The following is a 26,953-nucleotide window of genomic DNA, read 5'->3' on the forward strand; positions in this document are numbered from 1 at the left end:
ATCGGTGTCAACGCCCCGTTATGTGAGGTTGCCTTTGGGAGGGCCTTGGCTCGCAGTGTTCCCTTTTACAGGCAAGCGCGAGCGGCTCATCCTTTAACACGCGTGTTCGGTTTTGAAGTTGCTGGGGACCATAGTACAGGGAGCTGGCGCATTTGATTCTTGAGATCGCCCCTCATGCCACCTTCGCGGCAATCAGCGGGGGCCGCGAAGTCTTCGGCAAAATTGCCGACGTCGAAATTGCTGGCCTGTTTCCATCAACGCGAAACATCAACTGGTTTAAATTCAAGCAAAAAGAGTCCTCTCAGCGTACCTGCTTTGAAAAGCGCCGCATCCGCGAAATCGAAGCTCATGCCATGTCCTCCAGAATCTTCCGGTAACGCATGCGCAGCGCCTGCTCGCCGCCCTCCATGATGGTGCAGATGGCGTTACGGGTACCGCGCTCGGAGACGGCGCCCACACCGGCGGCATCCATCCCGATCTGGCCCTTGTGGAATTGCATCGGGATGACCCATTCGGCATCGCCGTTGACTACGACATTTGGGTTGTGGGTGACGACGATCAATTGCCGGTGCGTCTTGTTGGCACGGATCTGGCTCACAACCAGGTTCATCACCATGGCATTGTCCAGATCGTCTTCGGGCTGATCCACGATCAACGGCTCGCCGCCGAACGCCAGCAGCAGCGAAAGCACGGCCGCACTTTTCTGCCCTGCGGACGCCCCATCCACCGAGAGCAACTTGCCACTCTGCATGAACCTCAGGTCGAGACCGTCCTCCGGAAACCATGTCAGCAGTTCGTCGACGTCGGATTCGACGAGCCGGGTTTCGAGATGTGTGCGCAAGCGCTTGTTGACCTTCTCACCCAACAGATCCTCGTGCTTGGCGGGCGTCTGACGCATGCTTAGGATCTCAGCTTTCAATGCACCGAGTTCGCTCTCAAAGTCCGCCGGCGCGCTGAACAACCGATGCAGAACACCGCGCTTGGCACCGCCATCGAGCACCTCATAGATGTCCTCGGTGAATGCCGTAGGCTGCTTGATCAATTCGCGAAAGCGGGCCTCGGCGCCAGCGGGCTTTCCGAAGCGGGACAGGCTCAGGCTAATCCTGTCCCCGGCGCGTTGGTTGATCGTTTCAATGAAGGCCTGCCGGGTGTCGCTGAGTTGACGGCGCAACTGCGCCAATTCTGCCATCACATCATCCGCTTGCCGTTGGTAGCTCGCCTGTTCCTGCTGACGCGCGTCCAGGCGCGCGAGCTCCTTCTGCAGCTCTTCCCGCCGTGCGACCAACGCCGCATATTGATCAGGCGATTCCACCCCCTGGGATTTCAACCGCTCCAGCAGGGCCTGATAGTCGGCCTGTGCCTGCGCGATCCCCTTCTGCAAGCCAAGGGCGCCGAAACGCATGGGTGCCGCCGCCAGCGTCGCCTCAATCTGCGCCACCGCTTGCTGAATCTGCTGATACTGGCGGCGCAGCTCTGACCCGACCTGCTCAACCAGCCTCAGAAACTCGGCTTCCTCGGCAATGCCGCGGTCAAACCCCTCCAATTGGATGCGCCGGAACAGATCGGCGTCTTCCATCACGGGGCGCATGCCGTCGAGGTCGCGTTGCCACTGCGCGAGCAGGTTCTGCTGTGCGCTAAGCTGGCGCCGTGCACGCTGGTAGGCTTGCAGGCTACTTGCATGGTGGGAGAGTTCCAGTGCTTTGAGCTTGCGCTCCGTATCGCGCAATTCGGCTTCCAGCGCCGGGCGCTGACTCAGATCCGGTGCCAACTGCCGCGCCTGTGCACGCAGGCCAAGGAAGCGCTGGTGCGCCGTGTCGAAGCACCGCTGCCATTGCGCTTTATCGACCTGCGGCTGGCGGTCGAGCAACTCGAGCAGGTAGCCGCGCTGTTCGGCCAGCGCGTAGATCTGCTTCTGGCTCAGCACCGTCACCGGGAAGCGACTGCGCACATAGTCATCGCCGATCGCTTCGGGCACCGGCGACCAGACGCCGTCGGCACGCTCTTCGACAGTCGTAAGTCCGGAGCGCTTGTCCCAGTTCACTGCCAAAGCCTGGCAGTCCTTTTCCAGTTCGACACGGATCTGGGTGTCCGAGCGCAGCGCACCACGGCCATCCTTGTCATTGGCAAGTACGAAATTCTGGAATACCTCGTGGATTTGCGTGAGCGGCCCTTCGCGATCGCCGGCTAGGTCCACATCCCGACGGAGCGCGATGCGCAACAGTTCCACCAGCGAGGACTTGCCGCTGCCGCGGCCACCGATGACGGCGTTAAACCAAGGGTTGAACGCAACATTCAGCGGCCCGTGTTGCGGATTCTGACGCAGCTGCAGCGGGCCGGCGGTCGCGCCGCGCACCCACAACGACGGCGTGCGGTTCGGATTTTGTAGCATTGGGTCGAAGCGCTTGACGTTACCCTTGTGGTCCACCAGCGCCATCCGCAATGCCGGCAGGCTGGGATGGCTCATCTTGACCCAGGTGCTGGCCGACCCCGCATCCGCAGGCTTGTGCGCATCGGAACCGGCCACGATCGCAACCCGCTCGCGCAGCGCGGGCAGATGAGCGGCGATGGCGAGACTGTCTTCGTCGACCACCTGGGCCGCATCGATTCCGGCCAGGATTCCGATCAGTGTTCTTGGTTTCATGCGTGTCTTGTAGACCGTCGCCCCACTAGCCGAGCTCGCCGCCTGCACCTCATACAAGCCGTTGTTTCTATCGATATGCGCAGCAATGACCAAGCCGCCTTCCTTGCGAATCGCCTCGATGGTATCCAGCGCATTCTTTCCGCACTGCTTGTCGTGGTTCTTGACGCCCTTCGGGCACTCGATGCGGATCAGCACCCGACCGATGGTGTCGGCAGGCTCATCCACGTCGAAGATCGCCAGCAGGTGCAAGCCCTCCGAGGTTGTAATTTCCACGCCCGGTAACAACACTAGTGGTCGGTAATCGCTGTGCGCGGGTTGCTCGGCGGCCAAGGCCAGCAGTGCGTCGCGCAAGGCATCAATGCGGTCGCCGCAGTTGTGGTCAGTGATCGCAACGCAGTCGATACCGGCACGCATATAGTCCAGAAGCCAATCACGATCCGAGTAGGCGAAGTTGCCACGGTAGTCACTGGATGCCGGCGTGTGATTATGGAAATCACAACGCCACCAGCGCGCTCCTGGGAAGTCTGTCATATGGGCTCTCCTTGGCTAATGTGTCGGTTTGTGTTGTATTTCAACCTATATCCGCCTGCCAGCGCAGGCATAGCTCTTGGAACAAGAGCTCACTCCGCTTACTTCTATCGACGGCAGATCAGTTCTTCAGTCATCGTTGCGGACAATGACCGCATGGGCGAGGCCCGCACTGCCTCTGCCGGCTTAGTTCAACAACGGGCTCGTTTCAGGATCAGCCGCGTACAACGTCACACGTAAAGCATTTTCACCCAGCAACTCGAACTTTGGCCGATGTCCAGAAAGGCGTTCGCTACGGTTGAGGATCTGCGGCACGCCCTCGCCACGCTTCTCCATCACGCGACTCCGGCCGACACCTTCCATTTCGACCGGACAACGCGCCAGCAGATTGGTCAACAGTTCATTACGGGTGGCGGTGCGCAGGGCCATCGACTCCACCGATTGGGAGTTGGGTAACGCACCGGGCGAAGTGATCTCCAACCGGTCGGCGAACAGATGCACCTGCACCGGCGCCCCGCTGATCGAGTAGTCGCGATGCGCACCGGCGTTGGCAATAGCCTCGAAAACAGCCTCCGGATCGAACTGGGGCACGTCGATCCGGCCCAGCTGTTTGCGTGCGGCGGTGCGCATGCCGCGTAGCACGAAGGCCGCCGCCTGACGAATCTGCTGATCCAGCGGCCCCTGGATATCCTGCGCATCCAGTTGCTCCTGGGCAGTCTTCTCGGTGCCGGCGTAGTGCACGCATTGCACATAGGCCTGGGGCAACCAGTCGCTTGGCGTGACTGTGGCCATCAAGACGCCGGCGACACTGGCCCATTCCTCGCCTGGCTCTCCCGGCACCAGCAGCTTCAGCTTGCGTAGGCGCAGCTCCTCAGGTTCATCGGTTGTACCGAGAAAGCGACCATACAGCGCAGCGTCGAAGTCCACTTGCGTACAGCCCAGCACGGGCATCTCATCGAAGCCCAGCGTTCCGGCGCGCTGCCGCGACTGCATGAGACGCAACAATTCGTTTGGCGGCAATTCGTGCTTGGAACTGCCCTGGCGGCGGAAGTAACCGCCAGGAGCAAGGTGGACATACAACGAACGCGGTACATCGATCACCAGCACGGCATGTTCAGTCCCCGTCCGATCGGGAACCAACCGCCGCCGCAGATAGACAGTGGGTTCCGGCTTGATGCGATCGCGCACGCAGTTCTCGACCCAGATGCTGACTGCATCGAGCTGCTCCAGCGGGATGCCGACCACATCGCGGGTTTTGTCGTCTACGCCCAGGATCAGGCGCCCGCCGATAGCGTTAGCGAAGGCCGCAATCTCCTGGCAAAGGCTCTCTCCGTTCGGCCCCTTGATCTTGTCGTTCTCGAATACGACACGCTTGAATTCCAGCTGCGAATCTTCGCCCAGACGGATCTGCTCGAGCAGATCGCCCAATTCACGTGAGCTACTCATTGATCCGGATGCTCCAATGCCCACTCCACATCAAACAACACCTGGACGGTGTGCTGCGTACGCAGCGCATTCTCAACCCGCTCCAGCATCGCGTCCTGGCTACGCTCGATGCGCTTTCTCCCTTCGAAGAAATCCAGCATGGCGTCATCACGCTGCTGCTCGATCCGCTTGATCTCACGTTTGAGCTGGGCTTTTTGCTCCAAAGTTTCGAGCTGGCGCAGCGTGCGCTTGGCATCGCGCACCTGCAGGTCCAACTCATCGATACTTTGCTGCAGCAGCAGCCGTTGATCCTCGCCCCACCGGTCAAGACGTTCAGATTCCTGTAAAAACCACTGTTCGTTTCGCCTGCTTGCCTCAGCCAGCACGCGTTCCACTGATGCTTCAAACGCCGGCAGCGGACGATCTTCAGCCACACGATGCCTTGGCACAAAACGGGCAGGCACTTCCATCAAACGCGCAGCGGTCTCGTCCGGCACGACACGTCCATCGCTACACAGTGCACTGCACACCAATTCTTCCAGCACTTCCTCTGCGGTCTGGATGGTGACCACAGCCACCCGTAGTTGCCCACGGCTTCCCAACCATTGCCGCACATCGGCACGCTGCGCATCCACAGCGGCGTAATCGAAATGAAGCGTGCCAGGCGGAGTCGGACGGTCTTTGGCTTGGCGACAAAGCCGCTCCCCCAACCCCTTGTCCGGCCTCAACAAGCCGGCATTGGCTTCTTCGGCCGGTGGCCAGCTGACCGCGTAATCGCCCTCCTCCAACTGAACCAGCTTGTCACTGATCAGTGCATTAGGCCGTTCGGCCGCGATCAGGTGGAGAAACTGGCTTTCATACTGATTGATCTTATGCAGCATCCCTGCGCGGCGTGAGCGCAAGTTGCGCACGACGTCCTCATCGAAATGCTCTAGCAGCATGCGCCGCGCACTTTCTTCGCGTCGGCCGATGCTCTCGTCAAGCTCAGACTGCAAGGCAGCAAACTCGGACTCGATCTGGGCGGCATCGCGACAGTTCTGATAGATGCGCAGGATCCGCTGTTCGATATCCACACCGGATTCGATCGCACCCAATATCTCGTCGCTGGCGCCAAATACGCCGTCGAACAACTTGAACTTCTTTTCCAGGAGCTCAAACACCAGTTGATCAGCGCGATTCTTGCGATTGACAAAATTCACCACAACCACGTCGCTCTTCTGACCATAGCGGTGGATACGTCCGATCCGCTGCTCGACACGTTGCGGATTCCAGGGCAGATCATAGTTGACCAGCAACGAGCAAAACTGCAGGTTGATGCCTTCGCCACCTGCTTCGGTGGTGATGAGAATATCCCGTTGATCACGAAAGGCTTCGACCACTGCGGCTTTCATATCTGCCGTCTTGGAACCTGAAACGACCGCAGAGCCGGCATGACGCTCCAGCCAATCGGCGTACAGCTGGCGGGAATCAACGTCGTCGTTGTTTCCATTGAGCAGCACGGTTCGTCCCGCATAGCCATGCTCTTCTAGGAGCACGCGCAGGTACTCCTGTGTGCGCCGCGACTCGGTGAAAATCACTGCCTTGCGCTGACCGCCAAGCTTTTCGGCCATCCCGAGCGCTCGCCCGAGGACCAATAAGAGTGCATCGCCTTTACGATTGCTTTGAATCTGCTTGGCCAGATCACGGTAGCCGCGCAGACGATCGATTTCTTCCGCACGGCAGAACAGCTCTGCCTGCAAGGCATCGCTATCCGGCACCATCTCATCGGAATCCAACTCATCGCTCAGCTCGTCGACGGTCTCGAAATCTTCGATCTGCTTGGCAGTAAGTGCCTGGTTGGACTCGAGTCGACCGATGATCGTGTCGAGCGTATCGGCGATGGCGAACGTCGAGGAGGCCAGAATCTTGCGCACCACCAATGTCACCAGATGCCGAGCTGTCGGCTTGATAGCAAGGATGGAAGGATCCTGCAGGTAAGCCGACACCTTATCGTAGAGCTCGAGCTCCTCGTCGGAGGGCGTGAAGTCCTGAGTGATCGAAAAGCGCTTGGTGAAGTTGATGCCACCTTCAGCCTGTACCTGACGACGCAAGGTACGGTGGCAAATCGGCTTGAGCCGATGCCTTAGGTCATTAAGACGAGCTTCGGAACTTCGACCAGAGGCGTACTGCATCTGAAACGCCTTCTGGCTGCCAAAGAACTCGTCGCTGATGAAGGACACCAGCCCATACAGTTCCATCAACGAATTCTGGAATGGCGTGGCGGTCAGCAGGACCTTTCTCCTTCCACGCAGCGCTTCGTTCAAGGCGACAGCACGCTTTGACGCACTTTTGCCTTTATACAAATTGCGCAGCTTGTGCGCCTCATCGAGCACGACCAGATCCCAGCTGACCGCAGCAAGCTCTTTTTGCTTGCTTGCGGCAAATTCATAGGACGTCACGATGATCACGTCGTCGATCTGAAAAGGATTGCTTACGTCGATTTGACGAAAAGCGTTGAACGATTTGCCCTCAAGGATGAAGGACGGTAGTTGAAACTTATCTTCGAGCTCCTGTGTCCACTGCTTGCGCAGCGTTGCAGGGACGATCAACAGCAAACGGCGACGGCGCTGCGCCCAATGCTGGGCCAGCACCAGACCGGCCTCAATGGTCTTGCCAAGCCCCACTTCATCGGCAAGCAACACACCGGCCTCGACAGGGGATTTGAGCGCGAACAGAGCGGCATCCACTTGATGTGGGTTCATATCGACTCGCGCAGCGGACAACGCCCGTGCAACTGCCGATTCGTCGCGACTGCGCAGCGTCAACCAATGGGCGAAGAATTTGCCCTGGTGGTGCGAGTAGCAATGCAACCCCGGCTGACCACTGGGATAGACACTGCCGCCCGATGGCGCTGGCAGGGTGGACATGGAGGATGCCTCTATGAAATGCGTCAGAACTCTCGTCAGAGTATGCCGAGTGACGCAAAACTTCGCCAATATGCGCTCACTACGCAAACTTGCAGGGACAAAAAACCCCGCCTTTCGGCGGGGTCCTTTTTGCTGCAACAGCCGAAGCCGGCTGGATCAGAAATCCATGCCGCCCATGCCGCCCATGCCACCGCCGGCCGGCATTGCCGGCTCGTCCTTCTTCGGTGCATCGGCCACCATGGCTTCGGTGGTGATCATCAGGCCGGCGATCGAGGCGGCGTTCTGCAGCGCCGAACGGGTGACCTTGGTCGGGTCCAGGATGCCGAATTCGACCATGTCGCCGAACTCGCCGTTGGCGGCGTTGTAGCCGTAGTTGCCGCTGCCTTCCTTGACCTTGTTCAGGATCACCGACGGCTCTTCACCGGCGTTGGCGACGATTTCGCGCAGCGGGGCTTCCATCGCGCGCAGGGCGATCTGGATGCCGTGGGTCTGGTCTTCGTTGGCGCCCTTCAGCTCGCCCACGGCCACCAGCGCACGCACCAGGGCCACGCCGCCGCCCGGGACCACGCCTTCTTCGACGGCTGCACGGGTGGCGTGCAGGGCGTCTTCGACGCGTGCCTTCTTTTCCTTCATTTCGATTTCGGTCGAGGCGCCGACCTTGATCACCGCCACGCCACCGGCCAGCTTGGCCACGCGCTCCTGCAGCTTCTCACGGTCGTAATCGGAGGAGGTGTCCTCGATCTGGGTCTTGATCTGGCCCACGCGCGACTCGATCGCGGCAGTGTCGCCGGCGCCATCGATGATGGTGGTGTTTTCCTTGGAGACCTGCACCTTCTTGGCGCGGCCCAGGTCCTTGATGGTGGCCTTCTCCAGCGCCAGGCCCACTTCCTCGGAGATCACGGTGCCGCCGGTCAGCACGGCCATGTCTTCCAGCATCGCCTTGCGACGGTCGCCGAAGCCCGGTGCCTTGACGGCCACGACCTTGACGATGCCGCGGATGGTGTTGACCACCAGGGTGGCCAGCGCTTCGCCTTCGACTTCCTCAGCCACGATCAGCAGCGGCTTGCCGGCCTTGGCCACGCCTTCCAGCACGGGCAGCAGGTCGCGCACGTTGGAGATCTTCTTGTCGTGCAGCAGGATGAACGGGTCGTCCAGGTCGGCCGACTGGCTCTGCTGGTTGTTGATGAAGTACGGGGAGAGGTAGCCGCGATCGAACTGCATGCCCTCGACCACGTCCAGCTCGTTTTCCAGGCCCGAGCCTTCTTCAACGGTGATCACGCCTTCCTTGCCGACCTTCTGCATCGCTTCGGCAATGATGTTGCCGATCGACTCGTCCGAGTTGGCCGAGATGGTGCCGACCTGGGCGATCGCCTTGTCGTCGGTGGTGGGCTTGGAGATGTTCTTCAACTCGACCACGGCAGCCTTGACGGCCTGGTCGATACCGCGCTTGAGGTCCATCGGGTTCATGCCGGCGGCCACGGCCTTGGCGCCTTCGCGGATCAGGGCCTGGGCCAGCACGGTGGCGGTGGTGGTGCCGTCGCCGGCGTTGTCGTTGGTCTTGGAAGCGACTTCCTTGACCATCTGCGCGCCCATGTTCTCGAACTTGTCGGCCAGTTCGATTTCCTTGGCGACGGAGACGCCGTCCTTGGTGATGGTCGGGGCGCCGAAGCTCTTCTCGAGCACGACGTTGCGGCCCTTCGGGCCCAGGGTGGCCTTCACGGCATTGGCAAGCACGTTGACGCCACGAACCATGCGGGTACGTGCGTCTTCACCGAAACGAATGTCTTTAGCAGCCATTGTCTGAAACTCCGGAATTTGAGATTGGGGATTGGGGATTGGCTAGAGCGGGTTCCGGGGGGATGCGGGATCGGCTGCGCGAAGCGCACTGACCAATCCCGAATCTCGACTCCCGAATCCCGCCGGCAACGGCTATCAGCCGATGACGGCCAGGATGTCGTCTTCGCGCAGCACCTTGTACTCGACGCCTTCGGACTTGTAGCTGCTGCCGGCGTACTGGCCGTAGATGACCTTGTCGCCGACCTTGACCACCGGCGCGCGCAGGCTGCCGTTGTCCAGGGGCTTGCCGGCGCCGATGGCGACGACTTCACCCTTGGTGGACTTTTCCTTGGCCGAGTCCGGGATCACGATGCCGCCGGCGGAAACTTCGTCGGCTTCGATCGGCTTGACTACAACGCGGTCGTGAAGCGGCTTGATGCTCATAGAGAAAGACCCTCTTAAGTGATTGATTGGTCTGGAAATTATCGGCGATGTTAGCACTCGCACATGACGACTGCCAGCACAGCGCGCGGAAAAAACCCGACAGAGCGGGTGCGGGCCAGAGATAGTGCTGGGCGGGCGGGTTTCAAGGGCCGGGCGCAAAAAATTTTCATCCGCTCGACACGCCGGGGCCACCGTGCAGCCGGGAACTGGGTGAAGGTTCGGGCCGAGCACGCGGGCCGCGCCATCGCGAACGGAGCCATGGGGCGATCGCCTGGGCCGGGGCACGCTCCACCGACCGGAGCGAGGCGGGCGCACCGCACCGGCAGCGCGTCGCGCCATGGCACCCTGCCCTCCCGAGCCGACATTGCCCTGAAGTGGAACCAGGTTCCACCGACTGTCATGCGCAGGCTCTACAGTCGGCGACGCATTCCCCGATCACAAGGAGCTGTCGATGAGGTTGCCGTTCCGTAGTCTTGCCCTGGCCTGCGCCGTCGCCCTGGCCGTCCCCACCGCCCACGCCGCGGTGTTCATCAACGAACTGCATTACGACGACGCGGGCGCCTCCGGCGACAGCGGCGAAGGGGTGGAAGTGGTGGCCACTGCCGGCGAATCGCTGAGCGGCTACCGCATCCAGCTCTACAACGGCAGCACCCCGGGTGCGGCCACGGTCTACTCCACCACTGCGGTGCCGGCCGGCAGCCTGGTCAGCTGCGGCAGCCAGGTGCGTATGGCCACGGTGAGCTATGCCAGCAACGGCGTGCAGAACGGTCCCAACGACGGCGTGGCGCTGGTCGACCCCAGCGGCCAGTTGGTGCAGTTCCTCAGCTACGAAGGCGCCATCACCGGCAGCGGCGGCGCGGCGGCCGGGGTCGCCAGCCAGAACCTGCCGGTCAGCGAGAGCAACAGCAGCGCGGTCGGCAGCTCGCTGCAGCTCACCGGCACCGGCAGCAACGCGGCCAACTTCAGCTGGGCCGGCTCGGCGGCGCAGACCTTCGGCGCCTGCAACCGCGGCCAGAGCTTCAACGGCAGCGGTGGCGGCATGACTGGCGCGCCGACGATCACCAGCACCACCCCGACCCAGGGCGCCACCGGCTTCCCGGCCGCCGGCGATCTGGCGGTGGGCTTCAGCGAGGCGGTAACGCTGAGCAGCGGTGCCTTTGCGCTGAGCTGCGCCAGCTCCGGCAACGTGGCGCTGAGCTACGCAACGACCGGCACCCGGTTCACGCTGTCCACCAACACTGCCCTGGTCGGCGGCGAGCGCTGCACCCTGGCGATCACCGCCAGCGCCATCCGCGATGCCAGCGGGCTGAGCCCGGCGGCCAACCAGTCGATCGCCTTCACCGTGGCCACCGCCAGCGGCGGCGGCACCGGCTACTACGCGCGGGTGAACACCGCCAACGCCAGCCAGCTGCGCTGTTCGCTGCATGCCACCATCAAGGGCCACACGGTCTACCCGTACAGCGGCACCGGTACCAGCACCTGGACCATCCTGGAGATGGCCGACGAGGACCCCAACAACAGCGGCCGCATCCTGGACGCCTACCGCAACCGCAGCTACGCCAAGGTCAGCGACCGCGCCGGCACCGGCAGCGGGCTCACCTACAACCGCGAGCATACCTGGCCCAACTCGCTGGGCTTCGGCAGCGCCACCGGCGACCGCGGCTTGCCGTACGCGCCCTACACCGACACCCACATGCTGTACCTGACCGACACCGCCTTCAACGCCGACCGCGGCAACAAACCCTATGCCACCTGCACCAGCAGCTGCGGCGAGCGGGTGACCGAGGTCAACGACGGCAGTGGCGGCGGCAGCGGGCGCTATCCGGGCAATTCCAACTGGGTGCGCACGCCCGACGGCAACGGCGGCAGCTTCGAGGTGTGGGGCCGGCGCAAGGGCGACATGGCGCGTGCGGTGATGTACATGGCGATCCGCTACGAAGGCGGCACCGATGCAGGCACCGGGCAGTCCGAGCCGGACCTGGAGCTCACCGACGACCGCAGCCGGATCGTGCAGACCTCGGCCTCGCCGGCCTACATGGGCCTGCTGTCCACGCTGCTGGCCTGGCACCAGGCCGATCCGCCGGACGATGCCGAGCGCGCTCGCAACCAGGTGATCTTCAGCTTCCAGGGCAACCGCAACCCGTTCGTCGATCACCCCGAATGGGCCACTGCCAGCCTGTTCAACTCGGCCAAGCCGGCCAGCTGCCAGCTGGCCAACTGAGCGATACCGGCCCGGCGCGGGATGCGTCGGGCCGGGGCGCTGTGTCTGCAGCGACGCGTGACGGCGACCGCATCGCTGCCCAGGCGGCGGCGCCCTCCACCCTGTCGCTGACGACCGGCACCATGGCCGCTGCGCGATCTGCGCCAGCAGTCGCCCGAGAGCTGCCGACGTCCGGCCCGGCCTGGGGTGAGGCACCGACCCGGCACGCGCCGCGGTCACCGCAACGCCCACCTCGGCGCCTTATCCGATGGCACCGTCCGCGCAGTGCCGCGGGGCCGGCTGTATCGAAGGCGGATGCCGCGCGCGGATCCGGCGCTTCGTCCAGCCAGCGCGGGTCATGCCATGGTTCAGAAGGCGAGGGCCACCCCAACCTCCCGCGACCGCCATCGCGCCTTGCAGGCACGCCGGCCGTGGGGCGAAATGGATGCCGCGTTCCGGAATCCCCGGTCGATCCCCCGCAGGCAGGGGATTACACTGCCGGGTCCGATGACTGCCTCTTCCCTCCACCTGTTGCTCAGCACCTGCCCGGATGCCGACAGCGCCGACCGTATCGCCCATGCGCTGCTGGACGAACGCCTGGCCGCCTGCGTGACCCAACTGCCCGGCGTGCAATCGCTGTATCGCTGGAACGGGGCGATCGAGCGCAGCCAGGAAGTGCAGTTGCTGATCAAGACCTGGGAAGACCGCCTGCCGGACGCCATCGCGCGGCTGCAGGCGCTGCATCCGTATGAACTGCCGGAGGCGGTGGCGGTCCAAGCCAGCGCCGGGCTGCCGGCCTATCTCGATTGGGTCCGCACCGAAACCCGCTAAGGAATCCTCAACCTCCATGAAGTCCCTGTCCCGCTGGATCGCCCGCCGCGTACGGTTGGCCGCCCCCCTGTTGGCCGCGTCGCTGGCGCTGCTGGCGCCCGCCGCGCAGGCGGTCAGCGAAGCCGACCTGCTGCCGGTGGACCAGGCCTTCGTACTGAGCGCGCAGGCAGACAGCCGCGACAGCATCGCGCTGCAATGGAAGATCGCGCCCGGCTATTACCTGTACCGCCACCGCATCAGCGTCAAATCCGGCCAGGGCTTCAGCGCCGGCGAACTGGCCCTGCCGGAAGGCCAGAGCAAGCACGACGAGTTCTTCGGCCAGGTGCAGACCTACCGCAAGCTGCTGCAGGCCACCCTGGCCGGCAAGGCCGAGCCGTCCCTGCAGACCGCGGTGCTGCAGGTCCAGTACCAGGGCTGCGCCGACGCCGGGGTGTGCTACCCGCCGCAGCGCCGCGAGATCCGCGTCGCCCTGCCCGACGCACAGGCCACCGCTGCCGCCCCGCCGCGCGAGAACCTGGGCGCGCTGGTGCCGCGCAGCGCCTCCGGCCCGCGGCTGTTCGGCGCCGCCGGCCAGGCCGCCGGAATGGAGGCGCTGCCGCTGCCGGCCGAGCAGGCGTTCACTTTCGAAGCCATCGTCGGCGACGGCAACAGCCTGCTGCTGCGCTTCACCCCGGCCCCGGGCTACTACCTCTACCGCGACCGCACCTCGCTGGCGGTGGAGGGCAGCAGCGGCGTGCGTACCGGCCTGCCGCGCTGGCCGCAGGGCAAGACCCACCGCGACGAGCACTTCGGCGATGTGGTGGTGTATTTCGGCCAGGCCGAAGTCACCCTGCCGCTGCTGCGCGAGCGCGCCGAGCCGGCGCGGGTGACCCTGGTGGCCACCTTCCAGGGCTGCCAGACCGACGGCATCTGCTACCCGCCGATGACCCGCCGCGTGGCGCTGGACCTGCCTGCCGGCACGGTGTCGCCGCAGAACCAGGCGCAGGCCGCGCCGCTGATGATTTCGCCGCTGGCCGCCGGGCAGACGCCTGCCGAACCGGCCCCGACCCAGGCCGCGCAGGGCACTGCGCGTGCGGCGGCCGACGCCTCGGCCGACAACCCGCAGCGCACCCAGCCGCCGCATACCGACAAGGGCCTGCTGGCGATGCTGGCGCTGGCGCTGCTGGGCGGGCTGGTGCTGAACCTGATGCCCTGCGTGCTGCCGATCCTGTCGCTGAAGGTGCTGGGCCTGGCGCATAGCGGCGAGAGCCGCAGCCACGCGCGCAGCCATGCCATCTGGTATTCGCTGGGCGTGCTGGTGTCCTTCGCCGCCATCGGCGGGCTGGTGATCGCGCTGCGCGCGGCAGGGCAGGCGGCCGGCTGGGGCTTCCAGCTGCAACAGCCGTGGTTCGTGGCCGCGCTGGCCTATCTGATGTTCGCAGTCGGCCTGAGCCTGTCGGGCGTGTTCACCCTGGGCAGCAACCTGGGCGGCATCGGCCAGTCGCTGGCCGCACGCAACGGCCCGCTGGGCGATTTCTTCACCGGCGTGCTGGCCTGCGTGGTGGCCAGCCCCTGCATCGCCCCGTTCATGGGCACCGCGCTGGCCTATGCGTTCACCGCACCGGCGCTACTGGCGATGCTGGTATTCCTGACCCTGGGCCTGGGCCTGGCGCTGCCGTTCCTGCTGATCGGCTTCATCCCCTCGCTGGCCCGCCGCCTGCCCACGCCCGGTGCCTGGATGGAAACGCTCAAGCAGGTGCTGGCGTTCCCGATGTACCTCACCGCGATCTGGCTGCTGTGGGTACTGGGCAAGCAGCGCGGCGTGGACGCGGTGGCGCTGATGCTGGTCGGCGCCACCTTGCTGGCGCTGGGGCTGTGGTGTTTCGAGCGCAGCCGCTGGAGCAGCAATCGCCCGGGCATGCGTCTGGCCGCGGTGATGCTGGTGCTGGCGATCGTGCCGGTGGTCGGAGTCACCCGCCTGCGCCTGCCCGCGGCCACCGCCGCCAGCGAAGGCGTGGTGGCGTTCTCGCCGCAGCTGCTGGACCGCCTGCGCGCCGACAACCGCGTGGTGTTCGTCAACATGACCGCCGACTGGTGCGTGACCTGCAAGGCCAACGAAAAGAACGTGCTGGGCAGCGCCGAATTCCGCGACGCGCTGCGCCGCGTGGATGCGGTGTACATGAAAGGCGACTGGACCAATGTCGACCCGGCCATCAGCACCTTCCTGGACCAGCATCAGGCCGTCGGCGTGCCGCTGTACGTGGTCTACGGCCCCGGCGCTCCACCGGCGATCCTGCCCACGGTGCTGACCGGCGCGATCACCGAGGATGCGCTGCTGCGCGCGGCGCGCTGAGGCGGCATCTTCGAGGCCCCAATGCGTCTGGCGGGGGGCTGCACCGGTGTACATTGGGCCTGCGGGGCGATCCCAGGAACGTGTGCGCCTTGCTGTCATCGGCAACCTGCCCGCTTGCCGACGCACCGCCGGACGCCGCACGATGTCCACGACCATCATTTCGTCGCGTCCGAGCCCACACGCGATTAACTCGACAGCATCCAGTCATTTCCTTTCCTAGAAAGTCGCCGCAGCGTGAAGCGCTTTCTCAGAGCGCATTTCTCAACATTACTCACCGCGCGGTCGCAGCGCGATATTCGACTTTATGCTGTCGCCCCCTCTCGGCGATGGCGACATAATGGCCCCCACGTCCACCCGCATCTTTTTCGGCGCAGCGATGCTTCTTGCCGGCATTGCAGGTGCCGATGCAGCACCTGCGACGCCCGGCATTGCGACTGCTGCAGCCGCCACGGCCAACACAGACCCGTATCTCTGGCTGGAGGATGTCACCGGCACAAAGGCGCTCGACTGGGTGAAGCATCAAGATGCGCGCACCGAGCAACAGCTGGCCGGCACCGCCAAATTCCAGCAACTGGAAACACGTATCCGTGAAGTCATGGACTCGGATGCGAAGATTCCCGACGTACAGAAAATCGGCGACAGCTATTACAACTTCTGGCAGGACAGACAACACAAGCGCGGCATCTGGCGACGGACCACACCGGCCGAATACCGCAAGCCGTCACCGAAGTGGGAAACCGTGCTGGATCTGGATGCCCTCAACCAGAGCGAGGGCAAGGACTGGGCATGGCAGCACAAGGACATCGATTGTCTGCGTCCGGCCTATCGCCGCTGCCTGATCACGCTGTCGCGCGGCGGTGCCGATGCCGATGTCACGCGCGAGTTCGATCTGATCGACAAGCGGTGGGTGGAGGACGGCTTCGTCCGGCCCGAAGCCAAGGGCGAGCTGTCCTGGATCGATCAGGACACCGTCTATGTCAGTACCGATTTCGGCGCTGGCACCACGACCGATTCGGGCTACGCGCGCGTGGTCAAACAATGGAAACGCGGCACTGCCCTGGATACCGCCACGACCGTCTACGAGGGCAGCCCGCAGGATATGCGCGTGAGGGCCTTCCATGACCACACCCCGGGGTTCGAACGGGATATCGTGATTCGCGAATTGGGCATCCGCAACAAGCGCTGGTATCTGCGCGACCGCAACGGACGCCTGGCCCAGATCGAGGTACCGGACTCGGCGACCAAGCAGTTGCATCGCCAATGGCTCACGCTGGAGTTGCGCGAGCCGTGGAGCGTCGCCGGCAAGACCTATGCAGCCGGCACGCTGCTGGCCACCCGCTTCGACGATTTCATGGCGGGCAAGCGCGCGTTCGAGGTGGTCTTCCAGCCCACCGACACCGCCTCGCTCAGCAGTGCCGTCTGGACCCGCTCGCACCTGGTGCTCAACATCCTGGATGACGTCAAAACACGGCTGAGCGTGCTGACCCCCGGTGCGCACGGCTGGAAGCGCAGCGCGTTCGTCGGTGCCCCCACTTTCGGCGCTGCGGAGATCAAGGCGCTGGACGACGTCGACAGCGATGCGGTCTGGCTCACCGTCGCGGACGACCTCACTCCGCCCACGCTGTCGCTGGCGCAGATCGGCAAGCAACCGCAGCGCCTCAAAGCGCTGCCGGCGTTCTTCGATGCCAGCCGGTTCCTCATCGAGCAACACTTCGTCACCAGCCAGGATGGCACCCGCGTCCCGTATTTCCTGGTCCGCCCGAAGGCGCTGGCATTCGATGGCAGCGCACCGACCCAACTCTATGGCTACGGCGGTTTCGAGATCCCGATGCTGCCGTACTACTCGGGCGTCATAGGACGAGCGTGGCTGGAGAAGGGCGGGGTCTTCGCACTGTCCAACATGCGTGGCGGCGGCGAGTATGGCCCGCGCTGGCACCAGGCCGCACTCAAGCAGAACCGGCACAAGGCCTACGAGGACATGGCCGCCATCGCGCAGGACCTGATCGCACGCAAGGTCACCTCGGCCAAGCATCTGGCCGTGCGCGGCGGCAGCAACGGCGGATTGATGGCCGGCAACATGCTGACCCAGTATCCGCAGCTGTTCGGGGCGGTAGTGATCGAAGCCCCGCTGCTGGACATGCGCCGCTATAACCACCTGCTGGCCGGCGCGTCATGGATGGACGAGTACGGCAACCCGGACACTGCGGACTGGTCGTTCATCCAGACCTTTTCCCCGTATCACCTGTTCGATCCGAACAAGACCTATCCGCCCACGCTCTTCCTGACCTCCACCCGCGACGATCGCGTCCACCCCGGGCACGCACGCAAGATGGCCGCCAAGATGCTGGATGCGAGCAAGGACGCGGTGTTCTACGAAAGCATGGAGGGCGGCCACGCCAACCCTGGCGACAATGCCCAAGCTGCGCATCGTGCTGCGCTGATGTACGCCTTCCTGTGGCGGCACCTCGGGCGCGACACTGCGGCAGCCGAAGGCCGGTAGGGCCCGCCCGTACTGCCATCGGGCCGGCAACTGCATCGATCGTGCACGGTGGTCACGAGCAGGCTGCGTGGATGCCACCCACTGCGGCGGGCCGGCCGGGCACGCGCGGCCTGACTCAGGACACCTCGCGCCCGTTGGCCGGGACGGCCGAACTTGTTGGCACGGACACGGAATCCCGACGCGAGGCAGCGGAAGATGCGCCTGGACCGGCGCTGCACACCGCCGATGTCTGCGCCCGCTGCGCACTGGAGGCGAGCATCCGAAAAACGCGCCCCGGCAGCGGCAGCGGCAGCGGCAGCGGCGCGGTGCCGGCACTGCGGAACGCCACGGCATGCCGCTGCATCGGCACCGGCCGATGCCCGTCGCGCCTGACCCGGCCGGCACCCATCGCAAGAATTCAATCGCTTGTTTAAAACAGCTATAACTTCTGCTATCTGGACAGCATCGCCAGCATCGCGCAGACTTCCGGCCTTTCCGCTCTGCTGGATGTCATGGCCCACCTGCTGCTGCTGCATGGCCCCAACCTCAATCTGCTCGGCACCCGCGAGCCGGAGGTCTACGGGCGCACCACGCTGGCGCAGATCGATGCGGCGCTGGTGGACCGCGCGCAGGCCGCCGGCCACGCGCTGAGCTGCCTGCAGTCCAATGCCGAGCACGTTCTGGTGGAGCGCATCCACGCCGCGCGCGAGGACGGCACCGCCTACATCCTGATCAACCCGGCCGCCTTCACCCATACCTCGGTGGCGCTGCGCGACGCGCTGCTGGGGGTGGGCCTGCCGTTCGTGGAGGTCCACCTGTCCAACCCGCATGCGCGCGAGCCGTTCCGCCACCACAGCTATCTCAGCGACAAGGCCGACGGAGTGATCTGCGGCTTCGGCGCCGACAGCTACCGGCTGGCGCTGGAAGCGGTGATCGCGCGCCTGGAGCGCGACCCATGATCCCCGCCTTGCCGACGCCGGCCACCGCGCCGACGGCCTGACCCCATTCCGCCGGCAGCCGCCGGCACTCTCCACCGATTCACCTCAAGAGGCCCTCATGGATCTCCGCAAAATCAAGAAACTGATCGACCTGCTCGAAGAATCCAATCTCGCCGAAATCGAGATCAAGGAAGGCGAGGAAAGCGTGCGCCTGGCCCGCGTACCCAAGGGCACCCAGGTGATGGGCGCGCCGGTGCAGTCCTACGCCCCCGCGCCGGCCGTGCAGGCGCAGGCACCGGCGGCGGCCAGCATGCCGATGCATTCGCCCACCGAGGCCTCCACCGGTGGCGCCAAGCACGCCGCCGCGCTGCCGGAAGGCCACGTGTTGCGCGCCCCCATGGTCGGCACCTTCTACACCTCCCCGTCCCCGGACAAGCCGGCCTTCGTCAGCGTGGGCCAGGCGGTCAAGGCCGGCGACACCCTGGCGATCATCGAGGCGATGAAGATGTTCAACCCGATCGAAGCCGACGTCTCCGGCACCATCGTGGCCATCCTCGGCGAAACCGGCCAGCCGGTGGAATTCGATCAGCCGTTGTTTGTGATTGGCTGAAGCGCGGGGATTAGGGAATCGTGATTCGGGATTCGCAAGAGCGACCGCACGAGCGCCTGACGGTGTGGCGCGATGCGATGTCGCTTGTCGAAGCGGTCTATCGCCTGAGCCACGATTTTCCTGATTCCGAACGCTTTGGACTGACGGCACAGATGCGACGCGCCGCGATCAGCGTTCCTTCCAACATCGCCGAAGGCGCTGCGAGGCGCTCTACTGCCGAGTACCTGCGTTATCTGTCGATGGCGCGCGGCTCATTGGCGGAGCTGGACACGCAACTGCAGATTGCAACGCGACTGCAGTTCACCTCGCCCGATGCGGCAATTGCCGACCTGCTCAATCGCACGTTTGCCAAGCTCAACGCATTGATCCGCACGCTGGACGAATCGCGACATGTCCGCGAGACCGGCGCCTTCTACGAATCCCCAATCCCTAATCCCCAATCCCATGCTAGATAAAGTCGTCATCGCCAACCGAGGCGAAATCGCGCTGCGCATCCTGCGCGCGTGTCATACGCTCGGCATCCGCACGGTCGCGGTGCATTCCACGGTCGACCGCAACCTCAAGCACGTGGCCATGGCCGACGAGTCGGTGTGCATCGGCCCGGCTGCCTCCAGCGACAGCTACCTCAACATCCCGGCGTTGATCGCCGCGGCCGAGGTGACCGATGCGCAGGCCATCCATCCCGGCTACGGCTTTTTGTCGGAGAACGCCGACTTCGCCGAACGGGTGGAGGAATCCGGTTTCATCTTCATCGGTCCCAAGGCCGACACCATCCGCCTGATGGGCGACAAGGTGGAGGCGATCCGCGCGATGAAGGCCGCCGGCGTGCCCTGCGTGCCCGGCTCGGGGGGCCCGCTGGGCGATGACATCGTCGCCAACACCAAGGTGGCGCGCGAGATCGGCTACCCGGTGATCATCAAGGCCGCCGGCGGTGGCGGCGGGCGCGGCATGCGCGTGGTGCATTCGGAAGCGGCGTTGAAGGCGGCGATCGAAACCACCAAGTCCGAAGCCAAGGCCGCTTTCAGCAACGATCAGGTCTACATGGAGAAGTTCCTGGAAAATCCGCGCCACGTGGAAATCCAGGTGCTCGCCGATGGCCAGGGCGGTGCGATCCATCTGGGCGAGCGCGATTGCTCGATGCAGCGCCGCCACCAGAAGGTGGTGGAAGAAGCGCCGGCCCCGGGCATCACCGAAGAACTGCGCAACGAGATCGGCAAGGTCTGCGTGGATGCCTGCATCCGCATCGGCTACCGCGGCGCCGGCACCTTCGAATTCCTGTTCGAGAACGGGCGTTTCTACTTCATCGAAATGAACACCCGCATCCAGGTGGAACACCCGGTCACCGAGCGCATCACCGGCATCGACCTGGTGTGCGAGCAGCTGCGTATCGCCGCCGGCCACAAGCTCAGCATCAAGCAGAGCGACATCGTGCTGCGCGGGCATGCGATCGAATGCCGCATCAATGCAGAGGATCCGGAAACCTTCATGCCCAACCCGGGCCTGATCACCGCCTTCCATCCGCCGGGCGGCCCAGGCGTGCGCGTGGATACGCACATCTACAGCGGCTACAAGGTGCCACCGAACTACGATTCGATGATCGGCAAGCTGATCGTGCACGGCCCGGACCGCGAGACCGCCATCGCACGCATGCGCGTGGCGCTGAGCGAGATGGTGGTGGACGGCATCAAGACCAACATCCCGTTGCAGCAGCGCATCATGCGCGACAAGGGCTTCCAGGCCGGTGGGCAGAACATCCACTATCTGGAGAAGCGCCTGGCCGAGCGCAAGAACAAGTCGATCGCCTTGACCTGATCGCCAGCGCCATGGCACGCAACGAAAAGCCCGGGAAACCGGGCTTTTTCGTTGCTCCCAGGTGCATCGGGCCGACACTGCGTCGCGCCATCAAGCCAGTCCCTGCGTAGGAGCGCACCCGGGCGCGACGGGGCTTTATCGGTAGAGCCCCGTCGCACCCGGGTGCGCGCCTGCAGAGCCCGAGGCTTCGACGCCCGGATGGCGCAAGCCAGCGCCGGATCCGATATGCAGGCCTTCGATTATCTGCACACGTGAGAGTGGTCAAGCTGCAGCCGCACCTACCCGCCGTTGCCGCCTGCGCTACCGGACGTGCAGCGGCCGCGCCCCATCGGCGCGCGGCAGCGCTCAACGCTGCGGCGCGGGCCCCTGCTGGCTGCCCGGCACCGGCACGATGCCGCTGGACGAGGCTGGATCGACCACGGTCATGGTTTCGGTGGAACCATCCGGCCACACCACCTGGAAGGTGGCGCCCGCCGGCAGCGTGGAGAACGGCATCGCACTGCCTGCGCGATACACCGCCGCCACCTGGCTGGCGCCATGCCGTCGCTGCTGTTCGTCTGCGCCGACGGTGGTGGACCTGATCGACAAGGGCTGATACCGGTGATCGGCGGTATCGATCATCACGATGCCCACTGCCGCGGCCGAATACGCCACGAACAAGGCCACCCACAACCAGAACTTGGCGCCGTGCGCCCATCGACGGTAATTCATGACTGCGCTCCCGGCTCGGACACCAGCGTATCGACCATCTCATCCACCCTGTCTGCTCCCTGCCGCGGTACCGCGGCATCGAATACGAACGACACAAAATCCTGTGCGCCTTCGCGCGAGCAGATGCCCGCATTGGCGCAGTAACTGGTGACCAGCGTGCTGTCGGCACTGCAGTCCAGGCCCAGCCGGCATGCCGCCACCTGCCAGGCGAGTTCGGCGAACTGGTCGCCGGCCACGTAGCCTTCCAGAGTGTCGTCGCCGCTGGCGCGCGCGCCCATCGCAGGCGACAGCGCCAGATACGCCTCCGGGTCGCGCGAAGCCAGCACGCGCTGCACCAGCGCGCGCTTGTAGGTGGGCGTTGCCTGCAGCGGCTCGCCCTGGGCCAGCAAGGCCGCCTCGGCGGCCAGGCTGCCGCCGCGCGCTGCGCGCAGGCGTTGCTGCGCCACCAGACGCGGGCCGAGCCCATCGCTGGGCGCGAAACCGGCACAGCGCTGCGCCACGCGATCGCGCGCGGCACGCATGGCCGCCACGCCCGGCGTGGCGTGCGCGGCGATCCACTCGCTATCGGCGGCATAGCCGGCCGGGCTGTCGGCATAGGGTGCGCAGTAATCGGTGACCCGGCTCAAGCGCCACCCGGCCTGTGCATCGCCGGCGCGCACCTGCTGCTGCAACCGCTGTGCGTAGCGGTACAGATCCGGCTGCGCATCCACCGCATCGCGATATGGCAACTGCAGGGCGTTGCCGTGCTCGAACGGCGCCCGCGAAGGCGCGGCAGCCGACACGCGCATGACGCCGCCCCCCGCCGGCGCCGCATCGGCGGCCACCGCGGGTGGTTGCGCGCGCAGCTGCCACCACCCTGCCGCCGCGAGCGCGACGGGAGCGAGCAACAGCCAGAGATGGCGGGCACGAGCAAGCGGCATGACAGCGGCGACCCAGCTGCGGACACACCCGCAGCGACGGCGCGGAGTCTAGCACCCGGCCGTGCAGCCGGCCGCGGCCAAGCGAGCGCTGCTGCGCGGTCCGATGAGGAGGGGCACTCCATGCGGTGAGGATCTGCGCGAGATGCGTGTGGGTGGCGCGCAACGCGTGTTTGGTTGCGCGGCAAAGCGGATGCAGCGATCGGCCTGCCGGTGCTGCGATGCGGGTGCCATTGCCTGGCCTGGATGCCCTGGCCTGGATGCCGACGCATCGGGCATCGCCCTGGCCTGCGCGATACCCGATGCGTGCAGCGGCTTGCATGGATCGAACAGCTCCCCGGCTGGACAGGCGATTCCGGCGTCGCGCATCTGCCCCTGACACCCTCGTGCAACGCCGCCATCCTCACCTGCCACAGCAACCGGCCTCTGGCCGGACAGCCGCGCCGCCACCGCCTCGCGCGGCAGCGGGCCGGCGCGAATGGTCTACGATGCACGCCTTCACTGTTGCCGATCGCCACGATGCCGTTTCTTGAACTGACCCTGCCCTGCTCCGATGCCACCCAGCCCCGCTTCCAGACCGCGCTCGAAGAGGTCGGCGCGCTGGCGGTGACCCTGCTCGACGCCAATACCGATGACAGCAACGAGCACGCCATCCTGGAGCCGGGCGTGGGCGAAACGCCGCTGTGGCAGGAACTGGAAATGACCGCGCTGTTCGATGGCCAGAGCGATCCGCTGCAGGTGCTGGTGGACCTGGAAGGCTTCGATCCGGAGCTGGACTGGGGCCGGGTGTCGTTTCGCATGGTCGAGGACAGCGACTGGATCCGTGCGTGGATGGATCTGTTCAAGCCGATGCAATTTGGCGCGCGCACCTTCGTCGTACCCTGGGATCACGACCTGCCCGACGCCGCCAACACGCCCGAGGCCGCGGTGGTGCGGCTGGACCCGGGCCTGGCGTTCGGCTCGGGCACGCACCAGACCACCGCGCTGTGCCTGCGCTGGCTGGACAGCCTGGCCGGCAGCGGCGAGCTGCAGGGCCGCCAGGTGCTCGATTTCGGATGTGGCTCGGGCATTCTTGCGGTCGCCGCGCTGAAGCTGGGCGCCATCGACGCCGTCGGCGTGGACAACGACCCGCAGGCGCTGCTGGCCACCGCCGAGAACGCGCAGCGCAACGGCGTGGGCGCGCAGCTGGCCGTGTACATGCCGGAGGACGAGCCGGTGCAGACCTATCCGGTGGTGGTTGCCAACATCCTCGCAAAGGCACTGGACGCGCTGGCCGAGCTGCTGGCCGCGCGCGTGGCCCCGGGTGGCCGCCTGGCGATGTCGGGCATCCTGCACGGGCAGGAGGACGAGCTGCTGGAGCGTTACGCCCCCTGGTTCGAGCAATTGCGCTGCGAACGCGATCAAGACTGGATGCGCATCGATGGCGTTCGCCGCCACTGAGCCGACTGCGGCACGCATCTGCCTTGAGGTGAGTGTCCCGAGGTAGGTGTCCCGGGGTCGGGTGCGCAGCGTGCCGTGGCCGGCGACGCCAGGCCTACGCTGGCGCCCGTGCTCGCCCCCCGGGGCAAGGCGCGCAACGCAGGCTCGGCACATCACGGCCCGCTCCCCGGGTGGGTACTCCCCCGATGGGTGGGCCATCGACGGCTTGGAACGGCGCCGAGCGCGCCGGCCGCTTGCCGTTGCGCCAGCCATGCCGGTGCAAGGCCGCCCCGCTCCACTGCGCCTACGGCGGCGCCTGCTTCGATGGTGTCGCATCCCAGCCCGCCCGGCGTGCGCCGGGCGGTTACCGCTGCGGGCGGCCGGCGCGGATCCGCGCCGTGGTCACCGCATCGGCCACGCTGATCGCGCGCAGCCGGGTCACCGGCTGCCAGCCGGCGCGTCGCAGGGCGTCGCTGCGCGAGCGCCCGGCATGCCGGCCCGCCCGCACACGCAACACCAGTTCGGCCACCAACAGCACCGCCCAGGCACTCAGCGACCACGCCTGGGCACCGGCGAGCGCCACGCCGGCGGCCAACACCGCCAGCAGGCCGCCCATTCCCAACAGCGGCCACTGCCGATGACGCAGCGCCCAGCCACGCGGCGCCAGTGCCGCTGACCAGTGCGCGCCCTCGGCGACGGCGGTCCAGTGCTGGCCGCGTTGCCACACCTGGTAGCAGGTGGCGCCGCGGAACCGCTGCACCGCCGGATCCAGCGGCGAATCGGCCCGCCACGGCGCCTGCGTCGGCGGCATGTCGGCCGACACGCGGTCGGTCTTGGAAGCAACAGGCTCGACCATGAACACGCTCCTTGAGTTCGCTGTGATGTCGTCGTCAATGACACGAGGACAGTATCGCAAACATATGGAGATATGAAAGGCATACGAACTATCCCCCAGCGCTGCTAGGGCTATATCTCCCGGCCCTGTCCGCCTTCCATCCGGTGCCGTGTGAGCAAGCTGTACGAACGAGTACGCGAAGCCCGCAGCTTCACCAAGCTGACCCAGGAAGCCCTGGCCGGCGAGCTGGGCGTCACCCGCAGCGCGGTCGCGCAGTGGGAGATGGCCGAAGGCACCGCGCCGTCGGTGGAGAACCTGATCGGCCTGGCCAAGCGCAGCGGCATGGCCTTCGAATACCTGGCCACCGGCCGCGGCGAACGCGTGTTCGGCCCGCCGGTGTCGGCCATTGCCGAAGAGCCGGCGCAATACCGCCGCCTGGACGACCAGCAGCGCGTGCTGCTGGCGCGCTTCGACACGCTGGCACCGCGGCAGCGCAGTGGACTGCTGGACCTGCTGCTGGCCGACGGGAAGACGCGGCGGCGGCGGTAGTTTCGGGAGTCGGGAGTCGGGAGTCGGGAGTCGTCGAGAGCCTGCGCCGGCGCGTTGGATGTTGCTGGTAGTGCCTCGGTCTTCGTGCCTCGAAGAGCTGTGCGGGGAACGGTCTGTCAGGACGACGATCGGCGGGCTCAGGAAGACGATCTGCGCGGCGTTTCCGACATGTTTTCGGGTGTTCGGCATTTCCGGAGTTGCCGTGCGTCGGTGCCGTGCGTCCTGCCGCACAGGCGCGAGGCGGTACCTCCAGGCAAGGTTGCGTGCCCCAGCAAGGTGACCTGCGGCCTGTCAGGCGAGGCAGTACTGCGATCAGGCCGGCGCCGGGACGCAGACGTTCGCGCCTGGAGGCGCGCGTGGTTGAATAGGGATCTTCTTCGCTGCACGCCTGCCGATGTCCGAGACTCCGCCACCGCGCCGCCCCCTGGCCACGTTCCTGCGTGCCACGCCTGCTGCCCCAGTGCTGATTCCGACCCCGGCAGTGCCGCCCACCGAGCCGCCGGAACAGGCGCCGCCAGCGCCGTTGGCCGAGCTGCCGCCAGCGCCTGCCGTGGAGCCGGTACCGGCACCGCGTTCGCCCCTGGTACCCGCACCCGGCGCCGGCGCGCCTGACAGCGCGCGCGGTGACGGTGCGCAAGATGCGCCCATCGTCGGCACCGCTGCGGGGCCGCTAGCGCAGCACCAGGCAGCCCCTGCAACACCGCCCACGGCCACCCAGGCGGCGCCTGCGGTGCCCGCCGTTCCGGCGTCGGCCTCGACCCCGTCCACGGGCCCGACCTCTGCCGCGCCGTCGGCTTCTGCCGCCCCCCCCACCCCGCCGTCGGCTTCTGCGGCGTCGCTGGCGTCTGCATCGCCAGCAACCTCGGCCCAGCGGTCAGCATCGGCCGGGGATGCCGCCACACCGGCGCTGCCGGCGACACCTGCCACCTACAGCGCCGCCAGCGCTGCCGTAGCGGTGGAAGCGGATGTCGCCCCCCTCGGCGCGCACGCGCCCGGCGCAACCCCGCTGCTGCCGCTGCCCGCATCCAGCGCCCCGGCGTTTGCGCGACGTGATCTCAGCCGGCCGCGGCTGCGCGCCAGCGGCCGGCAATGGGCGCTGCTGGTCGGCCTGGTGGGCGTGCTCGGTCTGCAGATCGTCATTGCCGACCGCGCGCACCTGGCCGGCGATGCCCGCTGGCGGCCGCTGGTGAGCGCCGCCTGCGCGGTGCTGCGCTGCAGCCTGCCGGCCTGGCGCGAACCGGCCGCGCTGACCCTGCTCAATCGCGAGGTGCGGCCACTGCCCGGCATGCCCGGTGTGCTGCAGATCCAGGCCAGTTTCCGCAACGATGCCCGCTGGGCGCAGGCCTGGCCCTGGCTGCAGCTGTCGCTGTCCGACGTCGATGGCCGGGTGATCGGCACGCGCGTGCTGGCCCCGCAGGAGTATCTGGGGCAGGCGCCGGCCGAACAGGACACGCTCGCTCCCGGCCAGGCGGTGCAGGTGGCGTTTCGCGTGCGCGAACCGGCCGCGAGCACGGCCGCCTTCAGCTTCGATTTCCGCTAAGCGACCGCAACCTGCGGCCGCTGGCCACATGGGCGTGGCGAGCGGGGAGGTCACGCGCTA

20 protein-coding genes are annotated in these 26,953 nt (G+C 65.9%); 12 read left to right on the forward strand and 8 right to left on the reverse strand.

Going from position 1 to position 26,953, the window contains the following annotated elements; genetic code table 11:
* Positions 1 to 152: 152 nt before the first annotated feature.
* The gene (locus ACCQ05_RS18855) at positions 153 to 377 is read left to right on the forward strand and encodes a hypothetical protein (RefSeq protein ID WP_372392081.1); all 225 of its coding nucleotides are present in this window, start codon (positions 153 to 155) and stop codon (positions 375 to 377) included.
* Here ACCQ05_RS18855 and ACCQ05_RS18860 read toward each other — a convergent pair.
* The 5 genes from ACCQ05_RS18860 to ACCQ05_RS18880 form a co-directional block, all read right to left on the reverse strand.
* Entirely contained in the window at positions 347 to 3,172 is a 2,826-nt protein-coding gene (locus tag ACCQ05_RS18860; protein WP_372392082.1) for a TrlF family AAA-like ATPase, read from the reverse strand. The genes ACCQ05_RS18855 and ACCQ05_RS18860 overlap by 31 nt on opposite strands.
* A gap of 183 nt (positions 3,173 to 3,355) precedes the next feature.
* Positions 3,356 to 4,615 (reverse strand): ATP-binding protein, encoded by a 1,260-nt coding sequence (locus ACCQ05_RS18865; protein WP_372392084.1) that lies wholly within the window; start codon positions 4,613 to 4,615, stop codon positions 3,356 to 3,358.
* Positions 4,612 to 7,500 carry an SNF2-related protein gene (locus ACCQ05_RS18870; RefSeq protein WP_372392086.1) on the reverse strand — a complete coding sequence of 963 codons (2,889 nt, stop codon included), beginning with the start codon at positions 7,498 to 7,500 and terminating at the stop codon, positions 4,612 to 4,614. Before ACCQ05_RS18870 ends, ACCQ05_RS18865 begins: the two co-directional genes overlap by 4 nt.
* 156 nt (positions 7,501 to 7,656) lie before the next feature.
* On the reverse strand, positions 7,657 to 9,297 hold the full coding sequence (groL, locus tag ACCQ05_RS18875; RefSeq protein WP_029218654.1) for a chaperonin GroEL: 1,641 nt from the start codon (positions 9,295 to 9,297) through the stop codon (positions 7,657 to 7,659).
* Between the two features lie 135 nt (positions 9,298 to 9,432).
* Positions 9,433 to 9,720: a co-chaperone GroES gene (locus tag ACCQ05_RS18880; RefSeq protein ID WP_003483210.1), complete on the reverse strand. Its 288-nt coding sequence runs from the start codon at positions 9,718 to 9,720 to the stop codon at positions 9,433 to 9,435.
* A gap of 451 nt (positions 9,721 to 10,171) precedes the next feature.
* Here ACCQ05_RS18880 and ACCQ05_RS18885 point away from each other — a divergent pair, with 451 nt between their 5' ends.
* The 8 genes from ACCQ05_RS18885 (at position 10,172) to accC (ending at position 20,922) form a co-directional block, all read left to right on the forward strand.
* Positions 10,172 to 11,941 carry an endonuclease gene (locus tag ACCQ05_RS18885; protein ID WP_372392087.1) on the forward strand — a complete coding sequence of 590 codons (1,770 nt, stop codon included), beginning with the start codon at positions 10,172 to 10,174 and terminating at the stop codon, positions 11,939 to 11,941.
* Between the two features lie 486 nt (positions 11,942 to 12,427).
* Entirely contained in the window at positions 12,428 to 12,751 is a 324-nt protein-coding gene (gene cutA, locus ACCQ05_RS18890; RefSeq protein WP_104543429.1) for a divalent-cation tolerance protein CutA, read from the forward strand.
* Positions 12,752 to 12,767: 16 nt separating this feature from the next.
* Positions 12,768 to 15,083: a protein-disulfide reductase DsbD family protein gene (locus tag ACCQ05_RS18895; RefSeq protein ID WP_372392088.1), complete on the forward strand. Its 2,316-nt coding sequence runs from the start codon at positions 12,768 to 12,770 to the stop codon at positions 15,081 to 15,083.
* 337 nt (positions 15,084 to 15,420) lie between these two features.
* Entirely contained in the window at positions 15,421 to 17,583 is a 2,163-nt protein-coding gene (locus ACCQ05_RS18900) for a prolyl oligopeptidase family serine peptidase (protein WP_372392090.1), read from the forward strand.
* A gap of 491 nt (positions 17,584 to 18,074) precedes the next feature.
* The gene (aroQ, locus tag ACCQ05_RS18905; RefSeq protein WP_104543423.1) at positions 18,075 to 18,521 is read left to right on the forward strand and encodes a type II 3-dehydroquinate dehydratase; all 447 of its coding nucleotides are present in this window, start codon (positions 18,075 to 18,077) and stop codon (positions 18,519 to 18,521) included.
* Positions 18,522 to 18,618: 97 nt separating this feature from the next.
* Positions 18,619 to 19,110: an acetyl-CoA carboxylase biotin carboxyl carrier protein gene (accB, locus tag ACCQ05_RS18910; protein WP_372392091.1), complete on the forward strand. Its 492-nt coding sequence runs from the start codon at positions 18,619 to 18,621 to the stop codon at positions 19,108 to 19,110.
* Between the two features lie 77 nt (positions 19,111 to 19,187).
* Positions 19,188 to 19,565, forward strand: a complete 378-nt coding sequence (locus tag ACCQ05_RS18915; RefSeq protein WP_228961641.1) for a four helix bundle protein — start codon at positions 19,188 to 19,190, stop codon at positions 19,563 to 19,565.
* Complete coding sequence (gene accC, locus ACCQ05_RS18920) at positions 19,555 to 20,922, forward strand: acetyl-CoA carboxylase biotin carboxylase subunit (protein WP_104543417.1); 1,368 nt, start codon at positions 19,555 to 19,557, stop codon at positions 20,920 to 20,922. Before ACCQ05_RS18915 ends, accC begins: the two co-directional genes overlap by 11 nt.
* 345 nt (positions 20,923 to 21,267) lie before the next feature.
* Here the strand turns inward: accC and ACCQ05_RS18925 are convergent, their stop codons facing one another.
* A complete protein-coding gene (locus ACCQ05_RS18925; protein WP_372392092.1) occupies positions 21,268 to 21,633 on the reverse strand; it encodes a hypothetical protein in 366 nt (121 codons plus the stop codon).
* The gene (locus ACCQ05_RS18930) at positions 21,630 to 22,553 is read right to left on the reverse strand and encodes a hypothetical protein (RefSeq protein WP_372392093.1); all 924 of its coding nucleotides are present in this window, start codon (positions 22,551 to 22,553) and stop codon (positions 21,630 to 21,632) included. The genes ACCQ05_RS18925 and ACCQ05_RS18930 overlap by 4 nt, the downstream gene beginning before the upstream one ends.
* Positions 22,554 to 23,069: 516 nt before the next feature.
* On the opposite strand from ACCQ05_RS18930, the gene prmA reads away from it, so the two are divergent.
* On the forward strand, positions 23,070 to 23,990 hold the full coding sequence (gene prmA / locus ACCQ05_RS18935) for a 50S ribosomal protein L11 methyltransferase (protein ID WP_372392094.1): 921 nt from the start codon (positions 23,070 to 23,072) through the stop codon (positions 23,988 to 23,990).
* Positions 23,991 to 24,333: 343 nt separating this feature from the next.
* On the opposite strand, the gene ACCQ05_RS18940 is transcribed toward prmA, so the two are convergent.
* Positions 24,334 to 24,831: a hypothetical protein gene (locus ACCQ05_RS18940; protein WP_372392095.1), complete on the reverse strand. Its 498-nt coding sequence runs from the start codon at positions 24,829 to 24,831 to the stop codon at positions 24,334 to 24,336.
* Positions 24,832 to 24,975: 144 nt separating this feature from the next.
* Here ACCQ05_RS18940 and ACCQ05_RS18945 point away from each other — a divergent pair, with 144 nt between their 5' ends.
* The gene (locus ACCQ05_RS18945) at positions 24,976 to 25,353 is read left to right on the forward strand and encodes a helix-turn-helix transcriptional regulator (protein WP_104541635.1); all 378 of its coding nucleotides are present in this window, start codon (positions 24,976 to 24,978) and stop codon (positions 25,351 to 25,353) included.
* A gap of 394 nt (positions 25,354 to 25,747) precedes the next feature.
* Entirely contained in the window at positions 25,748 to 26,893 is a 1,146-nt protein-coding gene (locus ACCQ05_RS18950) for a DUF3426 domain-containing protein (RefSeq protein ID WP_372392096.1), read from the forward strand.
* The last annotated feature ends 60 nt before the right edge of the window (positions 26,894 to 26,953 follow it).

Origin of the sequence: Xanthomonas sp. NCPPB 3582 (assembly GCF_041475735.2) — a bacterium.
Classification (GTDB): domain Bacteria; phylum Pseudomonadota; class Gammaproteobacteria; order Xanthomonadales; family Xanthomonadaceae; genus Xanthomonas; species Xanthomonas codiaei.